We start from the raw sequence: 21,086 nt of genomic DNA on the forward strand, positions 1-21,086 counted from the left end.
GGGAGGAGAACTGACATGCTACTGGATCATGCCAATCAAACTTTCGATCAGTGCATCAAATGCACCGTCTGTACCGCCTACTGTCCGGTGGCCAAGGCCAACCCCGCCTACCCCGGCCCGAAACAGGCGGGCCCGGATGGGGAGCGGCTGCGCATCAAGAGCCCGGAGCTGTTTGACAGCGCCCTCAAGCACTGCACCAACTGCAAGCGCTGCGAAGTCGCCTGCCCGAGTGGAGTACGCATCGGCGACATAATCGCCAAGGCCAAAGACAAGTACAGCGGCTTCAAACCGGGGATCCGCGAGTTCGTGCTCTCCCACACCGATCTGATGGGCAGCATGTCTACCCTGATGGCGCCTGTGGTCAACTTCACCACCGGCCTCAAGCCGATGAAGCTGGTGCTGGACAAGGCGCTGGGGGTCTCCTCCCACCGCGACCTGCCCAAATACTCCCAGGGCACCTTCCGCGGTTGGTACAAGAAGCAAAAAGCATCTCAGGCCCGTTATGAGCGCCAAATAGCCTATTTCCACGGCTGCTACGTCAACTACAACCACCCGCAACTCGGCAAAGAGCTGGTACAGGTGCTCAACGCCATGAACATTGGTGTCCAACTGCTGGAGCGGGAGAAGTGCTGCGGCGTGCCACTGATTGCCAACGGCTTCATGGACAAGGCCAAGCAGCAGGCGGCCTTCAATATCAAGCAGATGGAGAACTCCCTGCTGGGCAACGAGATGCCGCTGCTGGCCACCTCCTCCACCTGCGGCTTTACCCTGCGCGATGAATATCCCCACCTGCTGGAGCAGGACAACCACAAGGTGAGGGATCGCATCTCACTGGTGACCCGCTTCCTGTGGAACGAGTTCTACAAGGGCAACAAACCGGCGATGAAGCCGCTCAATCTGCACATCGCCTACCACACCCCCTGCCACATGGAAAAAATGGGGGGCGTCATCTACACCCTCGAATTGCTGCGCGCCATTCCCGGGGTCAAGGTGACGGTACTGGAGTCCCAGTGCTGCGGTATCGCCGGCACCTACGGCTTCAAGTCGGAGAACTACCAGACCAGCCAGACCATCGGCGAGGGGCTGTTTGATCAGATCAACCGCCTCTCCCCCGATCTGGTGATCACCGATTGCGAGACCTGCAAATGGCAGATCGAGATGAGCACCAGCTTCCGCTGCGAGCATCCCATTCATCTGCTGGCCCAGGCTCTGGCATAAGATGAGCGTGACCATATCCGCTGGTGTAAACCCCGAAGCCGGGGTATTCGTTGGTTCACCACCATGCCTTTGGGGCTGCAACCCAAACAGTATCTGATCACGATAAGACCTGAGAGGAGCCGGCATTGCCGGCTTCTCTCATTGATGTTGCCGACCATCTCGCCCATCGGCGGAACGCCCGGCCCGTACAGACTGTAACCGACAGCCCTCTCAAAAAAAGAATATTTATTCATTTATTATTTTTATACCCATAAATAGATAATTGATATGACAGATAATCCTGCATGCCTTGCCAAATAACACAGGCATACCTCAGGTGTCGCTCCGTCCCGCCACAGAGACTCATTACACTTCCAATATTCTGACTTTCTTAATAATTTAACCGGGATCTCATTTCTGTCTGTTGGTGCTCTCGGTAATTGATCTAGCGCAAGCCCCCCTCTGATAAATCATCATTCTTTTTACCCATTTGGTAATATCCAACTCGAGCAATCGCATAAAAACATGGGTTTTATTCACTAATAACAATGAAGCGGCCTGCCTGCTCCTGCTTGGCGGGGGCGAACCAATGCCCACATCCAGGATGGAACTGTCAGGTCTGGCAATGAGATCGATTAGGGAGTGATGATCGTGAGTTCACGCAACAGACAGATCAAGCTGGGCCTCGCCGCCCTGCTGCTGACTACCAGCCTTGGCACCAGCGGCTGGGCACAGGCAGCCGATGACACGCAACCCAAAGGCAAGATCGAGGCGCGCAGTGAGCTGTTCGCCAAGGATCACGCCGATCAGTTCACCAGCTGGCAAGCCACCAGCGAGAGCAAGGAGCGCACCGATGCGCTGGCGGAAGATCCCAACATGGTGGTGCTGTGGGGCGGTTACCCCTTCGCCAAGGATTACAACAAGCCGCGCGGCCACTTCTATGCGCTGACCGATGTACGGGAAACCCTGCGTACCGGCGCCCCGAAAACCGCCGAAGATGGCCCCCTACCCATGGCCTGCTGGAGCTGCAAAGGCCCGGATGTGGCCCGCGTCATCGACGAGAAGGGTGAAGATGGCTACTTCAAAGGGATGTGGGCCAAAGGTGGGCCGGAAGTAGTCAACACCATCGGCTGCGCCGACTGCCACGACACCGCCTCGAAGGAGTTCAAGGAGGGTAAACCGGCCCTGCACCTCTCCCGTCCCTATGCCGATCGGGCCATGACAGCCATCGGCAAGCCGTTCAAGGAGCAGGGGCGCTTTGATCAGCAGTCCCAGGTGTGCGGCCAGTGCCACGTGGAGTACTACTTCAGCGGCCCCACCAAGGCGGTCAAATTTCCCTGGGACAAGGGCACCACGGTGGAGCAGATGGAGGCCTATTACGATGAAATCGGCTTTGCCGACTGGACTCATGCCCTCTCCAAAACCCCCATGCTGAAAGCCCAGCACCCCGAGTACGAAACCTGGCGCGCCGGCATTCACGGCCAGAACAACGTCGCCTGTGTCGATTGCCACATGCCCAAGGTGCAGAACGAGCAGGGCAAGGTCTACACGGATCACAAAGTGGGGAACCCCTTCGATCGTTTCGAGCAGACCTGCCGCAACTGTCATACCCAGAGCAAGGAGATGCTGCAGGGGATCGTCAAGCAGCGCAAAGAGGCGGTAATCGAAACCAAGCTGAAGGTCGAGAAGCAGCTGGTACACGCCCACTTTGAAGCCAAGGCGGCCTGGGATGCCGGCGCCACCGAGGCTGAGATGAAGGATATTCTGCAGGACATCCGTCACGCCCAGTGGCGCTGGGACTACGCCATCGCATCCCACGGGGTGCAGATGCACGCCCCCGAAGTGGCCCTCAAGGTACTTGGCAGCGCGCTGGATAAAGCCGCTGACGCCCGCACCAAGCTGGCGCGCCTGTTGGCCAGCAAGGGGATCAGCCACGAGATCGCCATCCCCGACATCTCCACCAAGGAGAAAGCGCAAGCCGCCCTTGGCATGGATATGAAGCAGTTCAACAGCGACAAGGCCCAATTCCTCAAGACCACGGTCCCCGCCTGGGATGCCGAGGCCAAAGCAGCCGGACGGCTGGCACAGTAACGGCGCCTGCGGGTCCGGCGCCAAGTCGGGCCCGCAGCGGATGGAGGCTTCCTATGGGTGATTTAACGATGGATTTTTTACGACTGATGCTGATGGCAGCCATGCTGCTCACCAGCCTGCAGGGTCAGGCGGCCGAGCCGGCAGCAGCCCCTGTTCCAGCTACACATGAGGTGGAATTTTTACGCAATCCCGACAAGGCCTGTACCGACTGTCACAAAGAGCAGAGCGAGGGAATGCACGGCAAGCATGGTCAGGCGACCAATCCCAACAACCTGGCACCTGTCACCTGCACCAACTGCCACGGCCAGCCCTCCCCCCAGCACAGGGAAGGGGTCAAAGATGTGATGCGCTTCAGCCACAGCCTGAAGGATAAAGAGAGCATCAAGCTTTATCCCATCAGCGAGCAGAACGGGGTCTGCATGAGCTGCCACGAGCCCAAAGAGCTTCGCGAGGCGCTCTGGGCCCACGACGTGCACGCCACCAAGCTCACCTGCACCAGCTGCCACCAGTTGCATCCGGCCAAGGAGCCCATGGTGGGGATCCCGGAAAAATCCCGCATCAAGCTCTGCGTCGACTGCCACAGCAAGCAACATGAGGCCAGCAAGGTCCGGCAGGAGCAGTCCAAATCGGCTACCGGCAAGGAGGCATCATGAGCTGCTCTCGCCGTGATTTTATGGCGGGCATGGGCGCGGGGGCCCTCATCATGATGACGGGGTCGAATCGCTCCCTTGCCACCCCCCTCGCCCACAGCCAGACCATCGACGGGATCCGCTATGGCATGATCCACGATGAGACGGCCTGCATCGGTTGCACCGCTTGCATGGATGCCTGCCGGGAAGTGAACAAAGTGCCGGAAGGGGTCTCGCGCCTCGAGATCATCCGCTCAGGCCCCATCGGGGAATTTCCCGACGCCGAGTACCACTTTTTTCGCAAATCGTGCCAGCACTGCGACAACGCCCCCTGCGTCCACGTCTGCCCCACCGGCGCCTCCCATATCCGCAAGGAGGATGGCATCGTCGATGTCGACGCGGATCTCTGCGTCGGCTGCATGTATTGCCTCGCCGCCTGCCCCTATCAGGTGCGCTTTATCAACCCGGTCACCCGAGTGGCAGACAAGTGCGACTTTTGCCGCAAGACCAACCTGGCGGCGGGCAAGGAGCCGGCGTGCGTGGAATCCTGCCCCACCAAGGCGCTGGTGTTCGGCAATCTGGATGATCCGGACAGCCCCATCGCCCAACGGCTGGTGAAGGAGACCACCTATCGCTACAAGCAGGCGCTCGGCACCTCACCCAAGATGTACCGCGTGCCCAAAGGGGAGATAACGTCATGACCATGCAAGCGGCATTTCACTTCCCCTCTCTTGTCTGGGGATTTGCCCGATCGCCATCTACTGCTGTGAAAGAGGGAGGAATGGATCATGTTGCATGACGCATTTCACTTCTCTTCACTCGTCTGGGACTGGCCGATCGCCATCTATCTCTTTCTGCTCGGCATCTCCGCCGGAGCCACCACCCTCTCGGTGCTGCTGCGCCGCAAGGGGGCCGGCAGCGAGAGCGGCATCATCAAAGCGACTGCCATTCTGGCGCCGGTGAGCGTGGTGCTGGGGTTACTGATCCTCATCTTCCACTTGGCCCGCCCCTGGACCTTCTGGAAGCTGATGTTCCACTATCAGTTCGACTCCGTGATGTCCATGGGGGTCATGCTGTTCCAGGTCTACATGGCGGTGCTGTTCGCCTGGCTGGCGGTGGTGTTTCGCTCCGAGATCGAAACCTTGCGCAGTCACCTGCTGCAAGAGAAGTTCGCCTTTGTGGATGATCTCATCGCTTGGCTTGCCCGCATCGAGCGGCTGCTGGCGCCGCTGTTGCTGCTGCTTGCCGTGCTATTGGGGGCCTACACCGGCTTTCTGCTGTCGGCGCTCAAGACCTATCCGCTCTTGAACAATCCGGTGTTGCCGGTGCTGTTCCTCATCTCCGGCGTCAGCTCTGGCATCGCCTCCACCATCTTGCTGGCGGTCACCCTGTTCAAGGAGAACCATCACAGCCAGGGGGTGAGCTTTGTTCACCGCTTCGAGCGGCCGGTGCTGGCGGTGGAGGTGCTGCTGCTGGTCTGCTTCTTTACCGGCCTCTACTTCGGTGGCGGTCAGAAAGAGGTGGCCATGTGGGCGGCCATCGGCAGCGGCTTCTGGGCTCAGGTGTTCTGGATCGGGGTGGTGGGCATCGGCATGCTGCTGCCCCAGCTGCTGGCTCTTCTGACCCCGGCGCCCCTGCGGGAGCGAAGCGGCCATCTGGTGCTGGTCTGCAGCCTGACCCTGGTGGGGATCCTGCTGCTGCGCTACTTCGTGCTCTACGCCGGTCAAATGACAGTCGTATAACGGTATGATCACCAGCGCCAGCCACCCTCGGGTGACTGGCGCTAGTTTGTTGCTGGCCCAATGAATTTCTGGTGATGCCACACCCGTTGCTTGGCAATATTCCCCGCCAAAGCGAGACGACGCTACGTGTGTGCCATGACATGAATGACATCAAAGATTGACTGGAGGTTGTGTGCTGGCGGAGCTCGGCTATCTCTCACTGTTGCTGGCGGCGGCGCTCTCCTTGCTGCAGGGCACCCTGCCCTGGCTGGGATTACGGCTCGCCTCCCCGACCCTGCTGCGCTGCGCCACGCCGCTGGCGCTGATCAATGCCATCCTGCTGTTGACCGCCCTGCTGCTGCTCGCCAGCTGCTTTGGCCAGGATGATTTCACCGTCAGCTATGTGGCCCAGCACGCCAACAGTGCCCTGCCGCTGGGCTTCAAGCTGGCGGCGGTGTGGGGCGGCCATGAAGGCTCCATGCTCTTTTTCGTCTTTGCGCTGGGGCTGTGGGGCGCTCTGGTGGCCCTTTGCTCCAAGCGGGTCGATCCGCTTATTACAACCCGGGTATTGGCCATCATGGGGCTGATCGTCGGGCTGTTCGGCCTCTATACCCTGATCTTCTCCAGCCCGTTTGACCGCCAGTTCCCGGGGCCGCTGGAGGGGCGCGATCTCAACCCCATGCTGCAGGATATCGGCCTCATCATCCACCCGCCCCTGCTCTATCTCGGTTACGTCGGCTTTGCGGTCAACTTCGCCTTCGCCATGGCGGCGCTGCTCTCGGGGCGGCTCGATGGCGCCGTGGCTCACTGGAGCCGCCCCTGGGCGCTCGGCTCCTGGGTCTTTCTCACCGCCGGCATCGTGCTGGGTTCCTGGTGGGCTTATTACGAGCTCGGCTGGGGTGGCTGGTGGTTCTGGGATCCGGTAGAAAATGCCTCCCTCTTGCCCTGGCTGCTCGGCACCGCCCTGCTGCACGCCCTGATTGTCTGCGAGAAGCGCGGTGCTTACGGCCATGCCGTGCTGCTGCTCTCCATCTTTACCTTTGCCCTGAGCCTGCTCGGCACCTTTGTGGTGCGCTCCGGGGTACTCACCTCGGTGCACGCCTTTGCGGTGGACCCCAGCCGCGGCCTCACCCTCTTGTTGCTGCTCGGTTTGCTATTGACCTGCGCCCTCACCCTGTTTGCCCTGCGCGCAGACATTCACGCCCCCTATGCCCGCTTTGGTTTGCTGTCAAAGGAGGGGCTGCTCGGCGCCGCCATCCTGCTGCTCTGCGTGGCCTGCGCCAGCGTGCTACTCGGCACCTTCTACCCCATGGTGTTCCAGTCGCTCCATCTGGGCTCGCTGTCGGTGGGCGCCCCCTATTTCAATACCATCTTCGTGCCGCTGGCCCTTTGCCTGATGGTGCTGATGACCCAACTGCCGCGCCTGCGCTGGCAGCTGCTTGTCGCAGGTTCCCGACTCAACACTTTGTTGCCGCCACTGTTTGGCCTGCTTGGTGGCGGGCTGCTTAGCCTTGCCTATCTGGAACAGGGATCGTTTGTCGGTAGCTGGATTGGCATCCTCGCCAATATGGTGAGCCTCTGGCTGATGGCCAGCCTGCTGCTCCCGCTCTTGCAACCGACGTCGCTGCGCGAGCTCACCCTCAATCGGCTCGGCAGCTTGCTGGCCCACCTCGGGGTGGCGGTGTGCGCCCTTGGCATCGCGCAGGTGAGTCACCACAGTCAGGAGGGGGGCACTGTGCTAAGTGCCAACCAGCCCTACCAGCTCGGTGCCTTCGAATTTCGCTATGAGGGGCGCGAGCCGGTGATCGGCCCCAACTATACCGCCGAGCGGATCACGCTTAGCGTGCACAAGAACGGTAAAGAGGTGGCGCGGCTGACGCCGGAGCGGCGCCACTACAGCGTTCGCACCATGAACATGAACGAGCCGGGCATCGCGTGGGGAATGCTCGGCGATCTCTACGTGGTGCTGGGTGAGAAGATGGGGCCAGATGCCTATGCCATGCGGCTGCACTACAAGCCGCTGGTGCGCTGGATCTGGCTCGGTGGCCTGTTGATGATGGCAGGTGGCGCCCTGCGTCTGCTCGCCCGTCGCCCCTTGCTCGCCTCCCGTTCCGTTACGGTTGGCACCTCCCGTCCCCGGCTCGGACAGGAGGCGTTATGAGATCCCGCCTGCGTCTCTTTCTTCCCTTGCTGCTGACCCTGGGCCTCGGCGCCCTGCTCTGGCTCGGCCTTGGCAACAATCCATATAGCCAGGATGAGGCGACGCTCGGACGTACCCTGCCTGCGTGGCAGAGCGACAATCTGCTGGGTGGGAGTCAGATCCAGACCACAAGCCTCAAGGGCGAGCCCTTTGTCCTTAACGTCTGGGCCAGCTGGTGCGTCAACTGCCGCGCCGAACATCCGTTGCTCAGCGAGCTCGCGGGCACCGTGCCCCTCTATGGTCTCAACTACCGGGACAAGAGAGAGGCCGCCCGCGCCTGGCTTATCCAGGCGGGCAACCCCTATCGCGCTGTGCTGGCCGACCCTGACGGCAAACTGGCCCTTGAGCTCGGCGTCTACGGCACGCCGGAAACCTATCTCTTTGATGCCGATGGCGCCCTGCTGACCCGTCATACCGGCCTGCTCACCCAGGAGATCTGGCAACGTCAGTTTGCCCCCCTGCTCGACCAGGCGCGAACTGATGCGCAGATAAAGGCCGCTACAACGGCACACGCAATTGCGCCATCTATTGCAACATCAGCTCGGGAGACACAGCCATGATGTGCCGTTCTCTTGCCTGCGCCCTGCTGGCCCTCGGCATGCTACTGAGTGCCACTGCATATTCCAGCGGGGTCGATACCTATCAGTTTCGCCATCCCGAGCTGCAAAATCGGGCGCAAGAGCTGGCCCGCGCCCTGCGCTGCCCCCAGTGCCAGAACCAGAACCTGGTGGAGTCCAACTCCCCCATCGCCCGGGATCTGCGGCTAGAGGTCTACCGCTGGGTGGACGAGGGACAGAGCGATGAGCTGGTGATCGCCCGCATGACGGAGCGCTTCGGCGATTTCGTCCGCTACGATCCCCCCTTCAAGGCCAGCACGGCGCTGCTGTGGGGCGGCCCCCTGCTGCTGTTGGGGCTGGCACTGTTGACCCTGTTTCGTCGCCTGACGCGCACAAAGGCGCAACCCATCCCTGTCGTTAAGGCCATCGTTGAGGCCCCCCCTCAACCCGCCGCCGATCCGCGCAGCGAATTGAATTTGCTGATCATGCACGGGGAGCAGGCAGGCCTCTCCCCCGACCAGCCACTCTACAGGGAGCTGAGCGCCGCCCGCTTGGCCAACGCCATCCCGGCGGCTGAGCTGGCCCTGCGCGAGCGACTGGCCAACCAGCATGACAATCGCGGCCGCAATAACCGGCACGGGTGGGCCTTGTTGCTGCTTGGTATCATGGCATTCGTAGCCGTGGCCGCTGTCTATCTCAGCACCGGCCGCTATCAGGCATGGCAGGCTTATCAGTCGCGCCCCGATCCGCTGGCGGGGTTGAGCCCGCGGGATCTGCAAGACAAGGAGCTGGGGAGTCTGCATCAGAAACTTCAGCGCAATCCTGCCGATCTCGACAGCTGGGCGGCGCTCGGCCAACTCTATCTCTATCGGGGTGAATATGACAACGCCCTGCTCGCCTACCAACGTCTCGCTCTGCTGGAGGGGGGCGCCAGCGCGGCGACTCAAGCCGCCCAAGCCACCGTGCTCTACTATCAGGCGGGCCAGCAGCTGACTCCCGAGGCAACCCGCCTGCTGGAGAGTGCCCTCAAGCAGGACGCGGGGGAAGTGAGCGCCCTGATGCTGCTCGCCTCCGATCACTTCCTGCATGGTCGCTACAGTCAGGCCATTGCCCTGTGGCAGCAACTGCTCGATGGCGAGCGCCCTCGCATCAACCGGGCCGCGCTGATTGAGGCGATCCAGACGGCAAGCATAATGGGCGGGTAACCCCTTGATTGAAGGAGGGTAATCGTGGTGATATGGCGCCGCGACCACGCAAGTGGCTCAGCACTCTCTTTCAATAGACAAGGATGTCTGGATGCAACTCACCCTGTTAAACGACTCGGGTAAATTCGATGGGCTCGATGACACCATTAGGCACGTTTTTGCCGAGACGGCGCACAAATTGAATGCCTTGTTCGATCTCTCCCAACTGGATGTCACCTTCAGCCCTTTTGCCGAGGGGGATGCTCCCGACTCGGGTATCGGTGGCTGGGCCATCAACATGTATCGAATAGAACTCCAGCTTGATCTGGAACGGCCTGATATCAAAGAGCTGATCATCACCGAATTGCCTGCCGTGCTGGCCCACGAAGTCCACCATATCGTGCAAAAGAAGAATAAGGTGGAAGCAGAAACACTGGCCGAAAACCTGATTTTTGAAGGACTGGCCTGCTACTTTGAGCAGAGGTTCAATGGTGGCACCCTCCCCTCGCTGTTCAAGGAGTCTCATCACCATGACTGGCAATCGCTCCTGGCAGAGATGACGCCCCATCTATCCAGCAAGCAGTTCAACTATTTAGACTTTTTTTACTGCCGTGATAACCGGCCATTTCCCAAATATGCCGGTTACTGGGTGGGGTTCAATCTGGTGACCAACTATCTGGCCAAAAATGGACTGAATGAAATAGAGGTCATGGGTCTACCCGCCGAAGCGTATTTCAATTAACACGCCTTCATACTGTTCGTGGCTATCACAGAGCCCAAATCCGGAGAGAAGATCATGCTCCCCATTCGCTGCAAGGCCGTCTCCGGCGTTGCCCTTACCACTGTCGATGGCGAAACCAGATTGCTGGTGATGAAACGGGTCAAGGGGGGCTTCTGGTGCCATGTGGCGGGCACGGTGGAGGCGGGTGAAACCGGCTGGCAGACCATTATTCGGGAGTTTGGCGAAGAGACGGGGATCAAGGTCACCGAGCTCTACAACGGCCAGTATCTGGAGCAGTTTTACGAGGCGAGCTTGAATACGGTGGAGGTGGTGCCGGTCTTTGTGGTCTATTGCCCGGCCAATCAGGCGGTGACCCTCAACGACGAGCACACCGAATATCGCTGGTGTTCTCTGGCCGAGGCCAAGGCGCTGGTGAGTTTCCCCGGCCAGAAGGCGCTCTACGACCATATCTGGCACCACTTTGTCGACAACGCCCCCTCTCCCCTGATGCGGGTCGATATCCGCTGACCGCGCACGGCTTCCCCTGTAAATGCAACACGCCCCCGGATGGGGGCGTGTTGCATCTAAAGCCAGCCAAGCGCTTTTGTTAGCCCAAGCAGATGGCCTACGGCCGCTCGCCAGCGGCCAGACGGCGGTTGATATCGCCGATAACCGGGGCAATGTCGGCCAGGGTATCAATCACATAGTGTGCCCCCGCCGCCCGCAGTTTGGCCTCGGCCGGTGCGCGCCGGGCGGCGATCTCCGCCTCGCTCATGGCGGCAAACTCGTCCCAGGTGGCACCAAATTCGTTGCCGGAAACCGACAATCCCACCGTCCACATGCCCGCGCTAAGCCCTTCGCTGATACCCGGTACGGCGTCATCCACCTTGATGCAGCGATGCACCGCGCTTACTCCGAGCTCAATCACGTTGGCCAGCGCCATCCAGGGGCCGGGGCGACCACCTGCCTTGAGATCGTCGGTGGCGACCCAGTGATCCGGGCGGTAGCCGTGATCGGCCGCAGCAGGTACCAGCGCCTCCATCACCGGACGGGGGTAACCGGAGCAGGAGCCGATTTTCATCCCCTGCCCCCGCAGAGCATCCAGCACCGGCAGCACACCGGGGATGGGGGCGGCAAAGCGGGTCACGGCGGCAATCTGCAGCGGCATAAAGGTGTGATAAATGTGGTCCACCTCGGCGTGGCTCATGGGGTGGCCAAAGCGGGCCTGCCAGCGCGCATCCACCGAGGGCAAACGGCCCAGCGCGGCGATATGATCCCACTTGCCAAGGCCCATGGGCTGGCGTGCTTCGTCCAGAGTCACGGGGAAGTCATAGGCGCGGGCGAAGGCCTCGACGAAGATGGAGGTGGGGGCGAAGGAGCCGAAATCAACGACGGTGCCAGCCCAGTCGAGGATCAGCGCCTCTACGTCGGTGGTCGGGTCTACAGCAATCTGCAAGTCAGTCATGGTGGTGTTCCTATTTCGGTGAAAGTGCGATCTCGCCGAGGGCGCGATCGAGAATGGTGATGGCGCGCACCAGATCGGCGCGGGCGATATTGAGCGGCGGCGAGAGCTGGATAACGTTGCCCTGGGAGACCTTGAAGCTGAGCCCCAGCTCCAGACAGCAGTAGAGCAGCCGCTCGGCGGCCTGGCTATTGCGGGTGCGACTCTGATGATCGACCACCAGATCGAGCGCCCAGAGCAAACCGATACCGCGCACCTGCCCGATCAGCGGGTGACGCTCAGCCAACTTGCCGAGCTCGGCCGCCATAAAGCGGCCATCCTCCTGCGCTTTTGCCAGCAATCCCTCTTCACGGATGGTCGCGATGGTAGCGAGGGCCGCCGCGCAGCCGATAGGGCTCTTCTCGTGGGTGTAGTGACCGAGCGAAATAGCTGCAGCCTGATTGAAACGGTCGCGGGTGATGAGCGCTGCAAACGGCACCACCCCGCCCCCCAGCCCCTTGCCCAGACAGATGATGTCGGGCTCAATGCCGAACTCTTCAAAGCTGAACCAGTGGCCGGTGCGACCCAGGGCATTGGGGATCTCGTCGACGATCAACAGCACCTTGTGGCGATCGCAGATCTCCCGCACCCGCTGCCAGTAGGCCTTCGAGGGCACCTGTACATCGGTATTGCGGATAGGTTCGGCGATAAAGGCGCCTATTCCTCCCTCCTTCTCGATGACGTACTCCAGATAATCGGCGTAGTGCAGGTCATCCCCTTCCCCGCGATACCAGACGCCGCGATAACGGGTGGGAGGCGGAATGCGCTCCACTCCGGCCATCAGCGGGCCCATACCGGCGCGAAAACAGGCCTCGCCACCGACCGAGATGGCATCGAGGGAGGCGCCGTGAAAGGCATCCCACAGGGACACCACCTTGCTGTTGCCGGTGATAAAGCGGGCAAGCTTCAGGGCAATCCCCACCACCTCGCTGCCACCGGGGGCGAACAGCACCCGGTTAAGATTGCCGGGGGCCAGCTCGGCCAAGGTGCGGGCACAATCGATGGCGACCTGATGGGTGTAGCGGCGGGGCGCAAACGGCAGATCGGCGAGTTGCTGCTGCACCGCGGCCACCACCCTGGGGTGACCGTGGCCCAGCTGATGAACGCTGTTGCCGTGAAAATCGAGGTAACGCTTGCCCGATACGCTGGTCAGCCAGCTCCCCTGCGCGCGCTCAAGCAGATCGAGACAGGGGGTGGAGAGCGCCTGATGGAAAAAGTAGCGGCTATCCTCCGCCAATCCGGCCTGCACATCTTTGCTCTGGCCCGCCCACCAGCGCGCCCGCCCCTCGCCAAGGTTGATATCCCCTTCGCTGTCGGCGCGGCCGCTGCCGTGCAGCTTATGGTCATGCAAATCGCGGCCACGCAGATCACGACCCTGAGCCAGCATGCTGGTCATCGCGCGTCCCCTTGCCAGTAGCAGGCGCTGGCCATGGCGGCGAGCAGATCGCGCACCCGCCCCGGGGTCACATCACCGATATTGCCGATACGGAAGCAATCGGCTTGGGAGACCTTGCCCGGATAGATGACAAAGCCCTGCGCCTTGAGCCGCTGGTAGAAATCGGCGAAGCGATAGTCAGGGTGGGCCGGAGAGTAAAAGGCGGTGATGATGGGGGATTGCCACTGCTCTGGCAGCAGCGGCGCAAAGCCAAACGCAGCCATCCCCACCACCAGCGTGCGCTGATTTTCACTGTAACGCTGATGGCGGGCGGCGATGCCCCCCTCCTCGTCCAGCTCGCGCAGGGCCTGGGCAAAGGCGAGCACGGTATGGGTGGGCGAGGTAAAGCGCCACTTGCCTCCCTGCTGCTCCATGGTCTGCCACTGGGCATGCAGGTCGAGGGAGACCGAGCGGGCGCGACCGGCGCAGGCCGCCAGCGCGGCGCGGCGAGCGATGACGAAGCCAAAGCCCGGTACCCCCTGAATGCACTTGTTGGCAGAGCTGATAAGAAACTCGATGCCAAGGCGCCCCATGTCGATTGGGATACCACCAAAGCTGCTCATGGCATCGACAATCAGGCGGATGCCGCGGCGCTGGCAGAGCTCAGCCACCTCCTCAAGGGGGTTGAGCATACCGGTGGTGGTCTCGCAGTGCACCATAGCCAGATGGGTGATCTCGGGGTGGCGCGCCAGCATCGCCTCGATGGCGGCGGGTTCGGGGCGGGTGGTCTCGCCGCAGTCCAACTCATGGTGGCGCAGGCCAAGGCAGCGGGCCATCTCCCCCATGCGGGCACCGTAGGCGCCGTTGTTGATGATCAGCAGACACTCATCAACGCCGATCGCCGAGCCCAGCACGCTCTCCACCACATAGCTGCCACTCCCCTGCAGCAGCACAGCGCTGTAGTCACTTTCATATTCCGGACCGGTGGCGAGGCGCACCAGCTCGCGGCGGATGGGCTCCACCACGCCCTGGTTGTAGTCCGCATCCCAGGTACAGCTGTCTTGCAGCATGGCGGCGCGCACCGTGGCGGTGGTCGAGAGGGGGCCCGGGGTCAGCAGCAGGTAATCGACGGCGGCGGGGGCCGCAGGAATATGGGTCATGACTTCGCTCCTTTTGGTATATACCAGAATGAGCGCATTGTGGGTAACTGCCCCGCCAAGGTCAAAGGGGTGTGGCTACGTGCAACAAAAAATTCATTTTCAGCGCCGGGATCGCGATAATCTAGGAAGCCTGAACAGCAGGGGCGCTACTGGTATCTACCAACGCATGTTGATGTTGCCGTGTAACGACCGGGCAGATGACCTGCCCTGTGCCCAGCCCATTGCCCAACTCATTGCAAAACCAGGGATTTTCATGAGCAAACCGCAATATCTGCAGATCAAGGATGCCCTCGCCAACCAGATCCTGGCGGGGGGTCTGGCCCCCAACGACAAGCTCCCCTCCGAGCGGCTGCTGGGGGAACTCTATGGCACCACCCGGGTTACCATTCGCGAGGCACTGGTGCAGCTGGAGGCAAACGGCCTTATCTATCGGGAGGATCGCCGCGGCTGGTTCGTCACTCCGCCGCGCTTTCGCTTGAACCCCAGACGCACCTCCAACTTTCACCAGATAGTGCGGGAGCAAGGGGGCGAGCCGCGCACCGAGCTGCTGGAGAAAAGCCGCCAAGCAGTGCCGCCTGCGTTGATGGCGCAGTTGCAGCTCAAGCCGTTCGACAGCCTGTTTCTGCTCAAACGGCTGCGCTATGCCAACGAGCGCGCCATCTGCTACTGCGAGAACCACTGCCTGCCAGAGCGAGTGCCCGGCCTGCTGGAGCTGGATCTCAACGGCAGTCTGACCGAGATCTACCAGGCCCATTACGATCTTCACTACGCCCGCATGCAGGTGCGCTTCTTCCCCACCGCCCTGCCGGACGAGGTGGCCAAGGCGCTGGGAGCCACTGCCGGTCTGCCCGCCCTGCGCCTTGAGCGACTCAACTTCGATCAGCACGGCCGGGTGCTCGACTTCGATCTGGAGTACTGGCGTCACGACAGTCTGGAGATCGAGGTGGATACCCAGGATTAGTCACGAACAAATCAGGAACGGCAAAACGTCACGGGGCTGTCACGGTCACGTCATAAAGATCCCCTAGCCTCTCTCTCGACCAATCTGGTTTATACCAAACCAATTTAACTGGAGAAGAGGATGAAACAGGGAACCCATCTGCTGGCCACCGCCGTGCTGGCTGCCATGACAGCCCCGGCACTGGCCGCAACCGATCTCACCGTCTACACCGCCTTCGAACCGGAGCAGCTCAACGAGCTGAAAACCGCGTTCGAACGCCAGCATCCGGACATCAACATCAAGTGGGTGCGTGACTCCACCGGCGTGGTCACCGCCCGCTTGCTGGCAGAAAAAGCCCAGCCCAAAGCGGATGTGGTATGGGGACTGGCGGCGACCAGCCTGATGCAGCTCGATCAGCAGCAGATGCTCAATGCCTATGCACCGAAAGGGCTGGATAAGCTCGACAGCCGCTTTCGCGACAGTAAGGCCGAGCCGCACTGGATCGGTCTGGACGCCTTCTTCAGTGCCATCTGCTTCAACAAGGTAGAGGCAGAAAAACAGGGGATCCCGGCCCCCACCAGCTGGGCCGACCTCACCAAGCCCATCTACAAGGGCAAGGTGATCATGCCCAACCCCAGCTCCTCCGGCACCGGTTACCTGAGCGTTGCGGGCTGGCTGCAGACCATGGGCGAGCAGCAGGGCTGGCAATTCATGAACGGCCTGCACCAGAACATCGACCGTTACACCCACTCGGGCTCCGCCCCCTGCAAGCTGGCCGCCAGCGGCGAGACGGTGATCGGTATCTCCTTCGACTTCCCGGCCACCAGCCTCAAGGCCAAGGGTGCCCCCATCGAAGTGGTGTTCCCGAAAGAGGGGTCGGGCTGGGATATGGAAGCTGCCGCTATCATCAAGGACACCCCCAAGCTGGAAGCCGCCAAACAGCTGCTCGACTTTGCCGCCACCGAACAGGCCAACGCCCTCTACAACAAGTCGTTCGCCGTGGTCGCCATCCCCGATGTAGCCCAACCGAGAGCGGGCTATCCGGCGGATATCAAAGGCCAGATGATCGACAACGACTTTAGCTGGGCAGCCCGCGAGCGTAACGCTATCCTGGCCCAGTGGAGCGCCAGCTTCGACGGTAAGACCGAAGCCAAGCAGTAAGCGTGAAGGGCGGCGGTTTGTTCACGCCAGACACACCGCCGCCAATAAACTGCCAGTCGAAGGCCAACAGCTGTTGGCCTTCGCTTTTTGGTTTTAACTTCCCGAGTGTGTATTGCCTTCAATTAGCGATGCTTAGTCCATTCGCACAGTGCCCAGCCACTTGCTGGCGACCAGATGTCATTTGACTGTCATCAAGCTGTCATCCCCCGATCACCTGACCGTCACACTTCACCCGCAAACTGGTATATACCAAATCAGTAGCGAGTCGAACCATGACCCAGCCCTATCTGGACATTCAACATCTCAACAAGCAGTTCGGTGCTTTTCAGGCCCTTAAAGGGATCTCTCTGACCATTGAGCCGGGGGAGTTTATCTGCTTTCTCGGCCCCTCCGGCTGCGGCAAGACCACTCTGCTCAGAGCCATCGCCGGACTGGATCTGCCGGACAGCGGCGAGATCTGGCAAGGGGGGCGCAATATCTCCCGCCTACCGCCCCAGGAGCGCGATTTTGGCATCGTGTTTCAGTCCTATGCTCTCTTCCCCAACCTGACGGTGGCCCAGAACATCGCCTTCGGCCTTGAGAATCAGGGGCTGGCGCGGGATCTCATCAAGGAACGGGTCGATCACTGGCTGGGGCTGGTGGATCTCACTGCCCAGTCCCACAAATACCCGAGCCAGATCTCCGGCGGCCAGCAGCAGCGAGTGGCGCTGGCCCGGGCCTTGGCCCTCTCCCCCGGCCTGCTGCTGCTGGACGAACCGCTCAGCGCGCTGGATGCGCTGGTGCGCACCCATCTTCGCAGCGAGATCCGCGCCCTGCAGCAGCGCCTTGGCATCACCACCATCATGGTGACCCACGATCAGGAAGAGGCGCTGACCATGGCCGATCGCATCGTGGTGATGGAGGGCGGCCGCATCGTACAGGTGGGCACCCCGCAGGAGATCTACCACCAGCCTGCCAGCCGTTTCGTGGCAAGCTTTGTCGGCACCATGAACTTCCTCGACACCCTGGTGCTGAGCCCCAATCAGGTGCGCCTCAACGAACAACCGTTGCAACTCGCCAATCAGGCCGCGGCCGGCAGCAAATTGCAGGTGGCGATCCGCCCCGAGGCTATCACGCTAAGCGCGCCGAGCGAGCCGTATCTTGGTCAACATGGCGTTGAAGCAACCATCGATCAGGTGGAGTTTCTCGGCGCCGCCCAGCGTCTTATCTGCACCGCCGACACCTATCTGGGCCCGCAGCAGATCCTGGTGGAGCGCCCGACCCACGAGCTGCCCCGCCACGAACAGGGTGGCTGGCGCAGCGGCATGCGCTGCTCGCTGCACTGGCCCGCCGGAGCGATGCAGCTGTTTGAAGGAGATCGCCCATGACTGCCCCCTTTGCGACCTCTTCCCTGCTGCCACCAGCGACAACCCGGCAAGACGCCCGCTGGCAGCGGCTTTGTCGCGGCTGGAGCCGGGATCAGCTGCTGCAACTGATCCTGCTGGTGCTCGGCATTGCCCTGCTCACCGGCGGTCTGCTGCTGCCGTTGCTCACCATGCTGCAAAAGAGCCTGCAAGATGAGAACGGCATCTGGGTGGGCCTTGCCAACTTCAGCGCCTACTTTGACTCCCCTCATCTGGGGCGCACCATCGGCAACACCCTCTGGCTCGGGGTGCTGATCACCGCGCTGGTGGTGACCATCGCCTTTGGCTACGCCTACGCCCTCACCCGCACCTGTATGCCGGGCAAGAGCCTGTTTCGCCTCATCGGTTTGATCCCGCTGTTGATGCCCTCCCTGTTGCCCGCCATCAGTCTGGTCTACTGGTTTGGCAATCAGGGGATCGCCAAGGGGCTGCTCGGCGGCGAGAGCATCTACGGCCCCATAGGCATCGTCATCGGTCTGGGCTTCTGGTGCTTCCCCCACGCCCTGATGATCCTTATCACGGCGCTCGGTCAGAGCGATGCCCGCCTCTATGAAGCCTCCCGGGTGCTCGGCAGCAGCGGCTGGCGCACCTTTGTCACCGTCACCCTGCCTACCGCCCGTTATGGCCTGCTCAGCGCCGCCATCGCGGTCTTCACCCTCACCATCTGCGACTTCGGGGTAGCCAAGGTGATTGGTGGCCAGTACAGCGTGCTGGCTACCGATATCTACCGGCAGGTGATCGGGATGCAGAACTTCTCCCTCGGCGCCGTTGCCAGCGTCACTCTGCTGCTGCCGGCACTGTTGAGCTTTGCGCTGGAGCACAGAGTGCGCAGCAAGATGCAGGAGCAGAGCAGCACCAAGGCGGTGCCCTATCAACCCAAACCCCATCGGCTGCGGGATCTGCTGGCGCTCGGCTGGTGTACCCTCTGGGCCCTGCTGTTTCTGGCGCTGGTGGGGATGGCCGTTTACGGTTCGCTGGTGCAGTTCTGGCCCTACAACCTCGGGCTGACGCTGGATCACTACGCCTTTGACAGCAACAGCGTCTATGGCTGGCAGCCCTTTACCAACACCTTGCAGCTGGGCCTCTATACCGCGCTTATCGGTACCGTGCTGGTGATGGTGCTAGCCTGGGCACAGGAGAAGGGGCGCCACTTCGCGCCGCTGCGCCAACTGCTGCATCTGCTCGCCATGCTGTCGCTGGCAGTACCCGGCATGGTGCTGGGGCTGGGTTACATCTTCTTTTTCAACGGCAATCCGCTCTTTGGCAGCCTCTATGGCACTCTGCCGCTGATGGTGCTCTCCTGCGTCATCCACTACTACACCGTGGGCCATATGACGGCGCTGACCAGCCTCAAGCAGTTGCCCAAGGAGCTGGAGCTGGTGGCCATCTCATTGCGCATTCCGCTCTGGAAGGCGTTTTGGCGAGTCACCCTGCCCGCCTCCCTGCCAGCGCTCTTGGAAATCTTTATCTATCTGTTCGTCAACGCCATGACCACCACCTCGGCGGTGATCTTCCTCTATTCGAGCGACAGCGTGCTCGCCTCCATCGCCGTGCTCAATATGGAGGATTCCGGCGATACCGCCGCAGCCGCCGCCATGGCCACCCTGATCCTGCTGGCCGCCGCCACCGTCAAGCTGCTCCAGCTCTTTTTAAGTCGCGCCCTGCTGGATCGCACCCAGCGCTGGCGCCACCAATAACCTTATCGAGGAGTCATCATGTCCACTCTCCCCTTCTGGCTGGCCGAAGCGCTCGCCGCCGAACAGCCCACACCGCCCACGCCCCTAGTCGGCCACCACGAGGCCGATGTCTGCATCGTCGGTGGCGGCTTTACCGGGCTGTGGAGCGCCATCGCCCTTAAACAGGCCGAGCCCCACCTGCACGTCATAGTGCTGGAAAAAGATCGCTGCGGCAGCGGCGCCTCCGGGCGCAACGGCGGCTGCCTGCTCACCTGGTCGGCGAAGTATTTGACGTTAAGGCGCCTCTTTGGCGAGCAGCAGGCCGCCTGGCTGGTGCAAAGATCCGAGCAGGCGGTGCACGAGATCGCCCGCTTCTGCGAGCAGCACAACATAGAGGCAGAGTTGCGGGTCGAGGGCACCTGCTACACCGCCACCAGCGAGGCCCAGCGCGGCCTGATGGAGCCGGTATTGCAGGAACTCAAACGCGCAGACCTTAACCAGTGGCAAGTGATTGAAGAGGATAAACTGGCGAGCCAGAGCGGTTCCCACGTTCATCTGGAGGGGCTCTACAGCCCCCACGCCGGTTCGGTGCAACCGGCGCTCTTGGTGCGCGGCCTGCTGCGGGTAGCGCGGGAACTGGGGGTCGAGGTCTATGAGCACTCCCCCATGCAGCGCCTTGAGGCGGGCCAGCCTGCGCGGGTGCAAACGCCACAGGGCGAGGTGCGTGCCCGCAAGGTGGTGCTGGCCCTCAACAGCGCTATGGTGCAGCACTTTCGCGAGTTTAGCCGCAGCATAGTGCTGGTCTCCTCCGATATGGTGATCACCGACCCCGCGCCGGATGCACTGGCTGCCCAGCAGCTTGAGCACGGCCGCTCCGTGGTGGATGGCCGCACCTTTGTCCACTACTACCGCTCCACCCCGCAAGGGCGGCTGATGCTGGGCAAGGGGGGCAACACCTTCGCCTTTGCCAACCGCCATCTGGCCGAGTTCAATGCGCCGAGCCGTTATCTTGCCCCCCTCACCCGCACCATGCACCGCTTCTTTCCGGCGCTTAAAGAGGTGCCCATCGCCGCCAGCTGGTGCGGCGCCTCCGACCGCTCGGTGGATGGCCTCCCCTTCTTCGGCCACTGGCGAGGGCAGCCCAATATTGTCTATGGCCTCGGCTACTCCGGCAACGGGGTGGCGCAGAGCTGGATGGGCGGTCAAGTACTGGCGGCCCTAGTAAGAGACGAGGTGCGGGAGGAGGACAAACCGTGGCGTGAATGCTCGCTGGTAAGCGGCCCGCGCGGCTACTTTCCGCCAGAGCCATTCCGCTGGCTGGGCGCCATGGCGGTGCGCAACGCCATCCGGCGCAAGGAGCGGGCGGAAGATGAAAACCGCCCGGTGGCCTGGTATGACAAACAGCTGGCCAAACTTGCCGATGCAGCGGGCAAGGCGGATAAATAGCCCGGCGATAGAGGGCAACCATTTCTCATACTGTTTCGCCCCACACCCTATTTCTTGAAAATGCCGACCCGAGGGTCGGCATTTTTACAGGTGAAATCTGAGGGAGCATTATCGCCAAGCGTGA

18 protein-coding genes are annotated in these 21,086 nt (G+C 61.7%); 15 read left to right on the plus strand and 3 right to left on the minus strand.

The window, feature by feature from the left end:
* Window positions 1–15: 15 nt before the first annotated feature.
* From glpC to ACTG2G_RS01315, 10 genes are all read left to right on the plus strand, one after another.
* Complete coding sequence (gene glpC / locus ACTG2G_RS01270) at window positions 16–1,218, plus strand: anaerobic glycerol-3-phosphate dehydrogenase subunit GlpC (protein WP_421387605.1); 1,203 nt, start codon at window positions 16–18, stop codon at window positions 1,216–1,218.
* A gap of 624 nt (window positions 1,219–1,842) precedes the next feature.
* Window positions 1,843–3,288: an ammonia-forming nitrite reductase cytochrome c552 subunit gene (gene nrfA, locus ACTG2G_RS01275; protein WP_421387606.1), complete on the plus strand. Its 1,446-nt coding sequence runs from the start codon at window positions 1,843–1,845 to the stop codon at window positions 3,286–3,288.
* A 53-nt stretch (window positions 3,289–3,341) separates the two neighbouring features.
* Window positions 3,342–3,941: a cytochrome c nitrite reductase pentaheme subunit gene (gene nrfB / locus ACTG2G_RS01280; protein WP_439985070.1), complete on the plus strand. Its 600-nt coding sequence runs from the start codon at window positions 3,342–3,344 to the stop codon at window positions 3,939–3,941.
* Window positions 3,938–4,618, plus strand: coding sequence for a cytochrome c nitrite reductase Fe-S protein (gene nrfC / locus ACTG2G_RS01285; RefSeq protein ID WP_439985072.1), 681 nt, complete (start codon window positions 3,938–3,940; stop codon window positions 4,616–4,618). Before nrfB ends, nrfC begins: the two co-directional genes overlap by 4 nt.
* Window positions 4,619–4,705: 87 nt before the next feature.
* Window positions 4,706–5,659 carry a cytochrome c nitrite reductase subunit NrfD gene (gene nrfD, locus ACTG2G_RS01290; RefSeq protein WP_421387609.1) on the plus strand — a complete coding sequence of 318 codons (954 nt, stop codon included), beginning with the start codon at window positions 4,706–4,708 and terminating at the stop codon, window positions 5,657–5,659.
* A gap of 172 nt (window positions 5,660–5,831) precedes the next feature.
* Window positions 5,832–7,799 carry a heme lyase NrfEFG subunit NrfE gene (gene nrfE, locus ACTG2G_RS01295; protein ID WP_421387610.1) on the plus strand — a complete coding sequence of 656 codons (1,968 nt, stop codon included), beginning with the start codon at window positions 5,832–5,834 and terminating at the stop codon, window positions 7,797–7,799.
* A complete protein-coding gene (locus ACTG2G_RS01300) occupies window positions 7,796–8,398 on the plus strand; it encodes a DsbE family thiol:disulfide interchange protein (RefSeq protein WP_439985074.1) in 603 nt (200 codons plus the stop codon). The genes nrfE and ACTG2G_RS01300 overlap by 4 nt, the downstream gene beginning before the upstream one ends.
* A complete protein-coding gene (gene nrfF, locus ACTG2G_RS01305) occupies window positions 8,395–9,600 on the plus strand; it encodes a heme lyase NrfEFG subunit NrfF (RefSeq protein WP_421387614.1) in 1,206 nt (401 codons plus the stop codon). The genes ACTG2G_RS01300 and nrfF overlap by 4 nt, the downstream gene beginning before the upstream one ends.
* Before the next feature lie 91 nt (window positions 9,601–9,691).
* Entirely contained in the window at window positions 9,692–10,321 is a 630-nt protein-coding gene (locus ACTG2G_RS01310) for a DUF2268 domain-containing putative Zn-dependent protease (RefSeq protein ID WP_421387616.1), read from the plus strand.
* A 54-nt stretch (window positions 10,322–10,375) separates the two neighbouring features.
* Complete coding sequence (locus ACTG2G_RS01315; RefSeq protein ID WP_421387617.1) at window positions 10,376–10,828, plus strand: NUDIX hydrolase; 453 nt, start codon at window positions 10,376–10,378, stop codon at window positions 10,826–10,828.
* Window positions 10,829–10,925: 97 nt separating this feature from the next.
* Here ACTG2G_RS01315 and phnX read toward each other — a convergent pair whose 3' ends face one another.
* From phnX to phnW, 3 genes are read right to left on the minus strand one after another with little or no spacing between them, the layout of a single operon-like run.
* Complete coding sequence (gene phnX / locus ACTG2G_RS01320) at window positions 10,926–11,765, minus strand: phosphonoacetaldehyde hydrolase (protein WP_421387618.1); 840 nt, start codon at window positions 11,763–11,765, stop codon at window positions 10,926–10,928.
* Between the two features lie 10 nt (window positions 11,766–11,775).
* Window positions 11,776–13,197 carry an aspartate aminotransferase family protein gene (locus ACTG2G_RS01325; RefSeq protein ID WP_439985075.1) on the minus strand — a complete coding sequence of 474 codons (1,422 nt, stop codon included), beginning with the start codon at window positions 13,195–13,197 and terminating at the stop codon, window positions 11,776–11,778.
* Window positions 13,194–14,336 (minus strand): 2-aminoethylphosphonate--pyruvate transaminase, encoded by a 1,143-nt coding sequence (phnW, locus tag ACTG2G_RS01330; RefSeq protein ID WP_439985077.1) that lies wholly within the window; start codon window positions 14,334–14,336, stop codon window positions 13,194–13,196. Before phnW ends, ACTG2G_RS01325 begins: the two co-directional genes overlap by 4 nt.
* Before the next feature lie 253 nt (window positions 14,337–14,589).
* On the opposite strand from phnW, the gene phnR reads away from it, so the two are divergent.
* The 5 genes from phnR (at window position 14,590) to ACTG2G_RS01355 (ending at window position 20,962) form a co-directional block, all read left to right on the plus strand.
* Window positions 14,590–15,297, plus strand: coding sequence for a phosphonate utilization transcriptional regulator PhnR (gene phnR, locus ACTG2G_RS01335; protein WP_439985079.1), 708 nt, complete (start codon window positions 14,590–14,592; stop codon window positions 15,295–15,297).
* Between the two features lie 120 nt (window positions 15,298–15,417).
* Window positions 15,418–16,437: a putative 2-aminoethylphosphonate ABC transporter substrate-binding protein gene (locus ACTG2G_RS01340; RefSeq protein ID WP_439985080.1), complete on the plus strand. Its 1,020-nt coding sequence runs from the start codon at window positions 15,418–15,420 to the stop codon at window positions 16,435–16,437.
* Between the two features lie 272 nt (window positions 16,438–16,709).
* Window positions 16,710–17,804: a putative 2-aminoethylphosphonate ABC transporter ATP-binding protein gene (locus ACTG2G_RS01345; protein WP_439985081.1), complete on the plus strand. Its 1,095-nt coding sequence runs from the start codon at window positions 16,710–16,712 to the stop codon at window positions 17,802–17,804.
* Window positions 17,801–19,537, plus strand: coding sequence for a putative 2-aminoethylphosphonate ABC transporter permease subunit (locus ACTG2G_RS01350; protein ID WP_421311770.1), 1,737 nt, complete (start codon window positions 17,801–17,803; stop codon window positions 19,535–19,537). The genes ACTG2G_RS01345 and ACTG2G_RS01350 overlap by 4 nt, the downstream gene beginning before the upstream one ends.
* A gap of 18 nt (window positions 19,538–19,555) precedes the next feature.
* Window positions 19,556–20,962: an FAD-dependent oxidoreductase gene (locus ACTG2G_RS01355; RefSeq protein ID WP_439985082.1), complete on the plus strand. Its 1,407-nt coding sequence runs from the start codon at window positions 19,556–19,558 to the stop codon at window positions 20,960–20,962.
* Window positions 20,963–21,086: the final 124 nt, after the last annotated feature.

It is taken from the genome of Aeromonas sp. 55A, assembly GCF_051919665.1.
GTDB classification, from domain to species: domain Bacteria; phylum Pseudomonadota; class Gammaproteobacteria; order Enterobacterales; family Aeromonadaceae; genus Aeromonas; species Aeromonas veronii.

What these genes read in the sequence shown, in the direction of transcription:
- ACTG2G_RS01315 (WP_421387617.1), top strand. Translation starts at nt 10,376, where the DNA reads ATGCTCCCCATTCGCTGCAAGGCCGTCTCCGGCGTTGCCCTTACCACT.
- nrfB (WP_439985070.1), top strand. Translation starts at nt 3,342, where the DNA reads ATGGGTGATTTAACGATGGATTTTTTACGACTGATGCTGATGGCAGCC.
- ACTG2G_RS01350 (WP_421311770.1), top strand. Translation starts at nt 17,801, where the DNA reads ATGACTGCCCCCTTTGCGACCTCTTCCCTGCTGCCACCAGCGACAACC.
- ACTG2G_RS01355 (WP_439985082.1), top strand. Translation starts at nt 19,556, where the DNA reads ATGTCCACTCTCCCCTTCTGGCTGGCCGAAGCGCTCGCCGCCGAACAG.
- ACTG2G_RS01345 (WP_439985081.1), top strand. Translation starts at nt 16,710, where the DNA reads ATGACCCAGCCCTATCTGGACATTCAACATCTCAACAAGCAGTTCGGT.
- nrfA (WP_421387606.1), top strand. Translation starts at nt 1,843, where the DNA reads ATGATCGTGAGTTCACGCAACAGACAGATCAAGCTGGGCCTCGCCGCC.
- ACTG2G_RS01340 (WP_439985080.1), top strand. Translation starts at nt 15,418, where the DNA reads ATGAAACAGGGAACCCATCTGCTGGCCACCGCCGTGCTGGCTGCCATG.
- ACTG2G_RS01300 (WP_439985074.1), top strand. Translation starts at nt 7,796, where the DNA reads ATGAGATCCCGCCTGCGTCTCTTTCTTCCCTTGCTGCTGACCCTGGGC.
- ACTG2G_RS01325 (WP_439985075.1), bottom strand. Translation starts at nt 13,197, where the DNA reads ATGACCAGCATGCTGGCTCAGGGTCGTGATCTGCGTGGCCGCGATTTG.
- phnW (WP_439985077.1), bottom strand. Translation starts at nt 14,336, where the DNA reads ATGACCCATATTCCTGCGGCCCCCGCCGCCGTCGATTACCTGCTGCTG.
- glpC (WP_421387605.1), top strand. Translation starts at nt 16, where the DNA reads ATGCTACTGGATCATGCCAATCAAACTTTCGATCAGTGCATCAAATGC.
- nrfC (WP_439985072.1), top strand. Translation starts at nt 3,938, where the DNA reads ATGAGCTGCTCTCGCCGTGATTTTATGGCGGGCATGGGCGCGGGGGCC.
- nrfD (WP_421387609.1), top strand. Translation starts at nt 4,706, where the DNA reads ATGTTGCATGACGCATTTCACTTCTCTTCACTCGTCTGGGACTGGCCG.
- phnR (WP_439985079.1), top strand. Translation starts at nt 14,590, where the DNA reads ATGAGCAAACCGCAATATCTGCAGATCAAGGATGCCCTCGCCAACCAG.
- ACTG2G_RS01310 (WP_421387616.1), top strand. Translation starts at nt 9,692, where the DNA reads ATGCAACTCACCCTGTTAAACGACTCGGGTAAATTCGATGGGCTCGAT.
- phnX (WP_421387618.1), bottom strand. Translation starts at nt 11,765, where the DNA reads ATGACTGACTTGCAGATTGCTGTAGACCCGACCACCGACGTAGAGGCG.
- nrfF (WP_421387614.1), top strand. Translation starts at nt 8,395, where the DNA reads ATGATGTGCCGTTCTCTTGCCTGCGCCCTGCTGGCCCTCGGCATGCTA.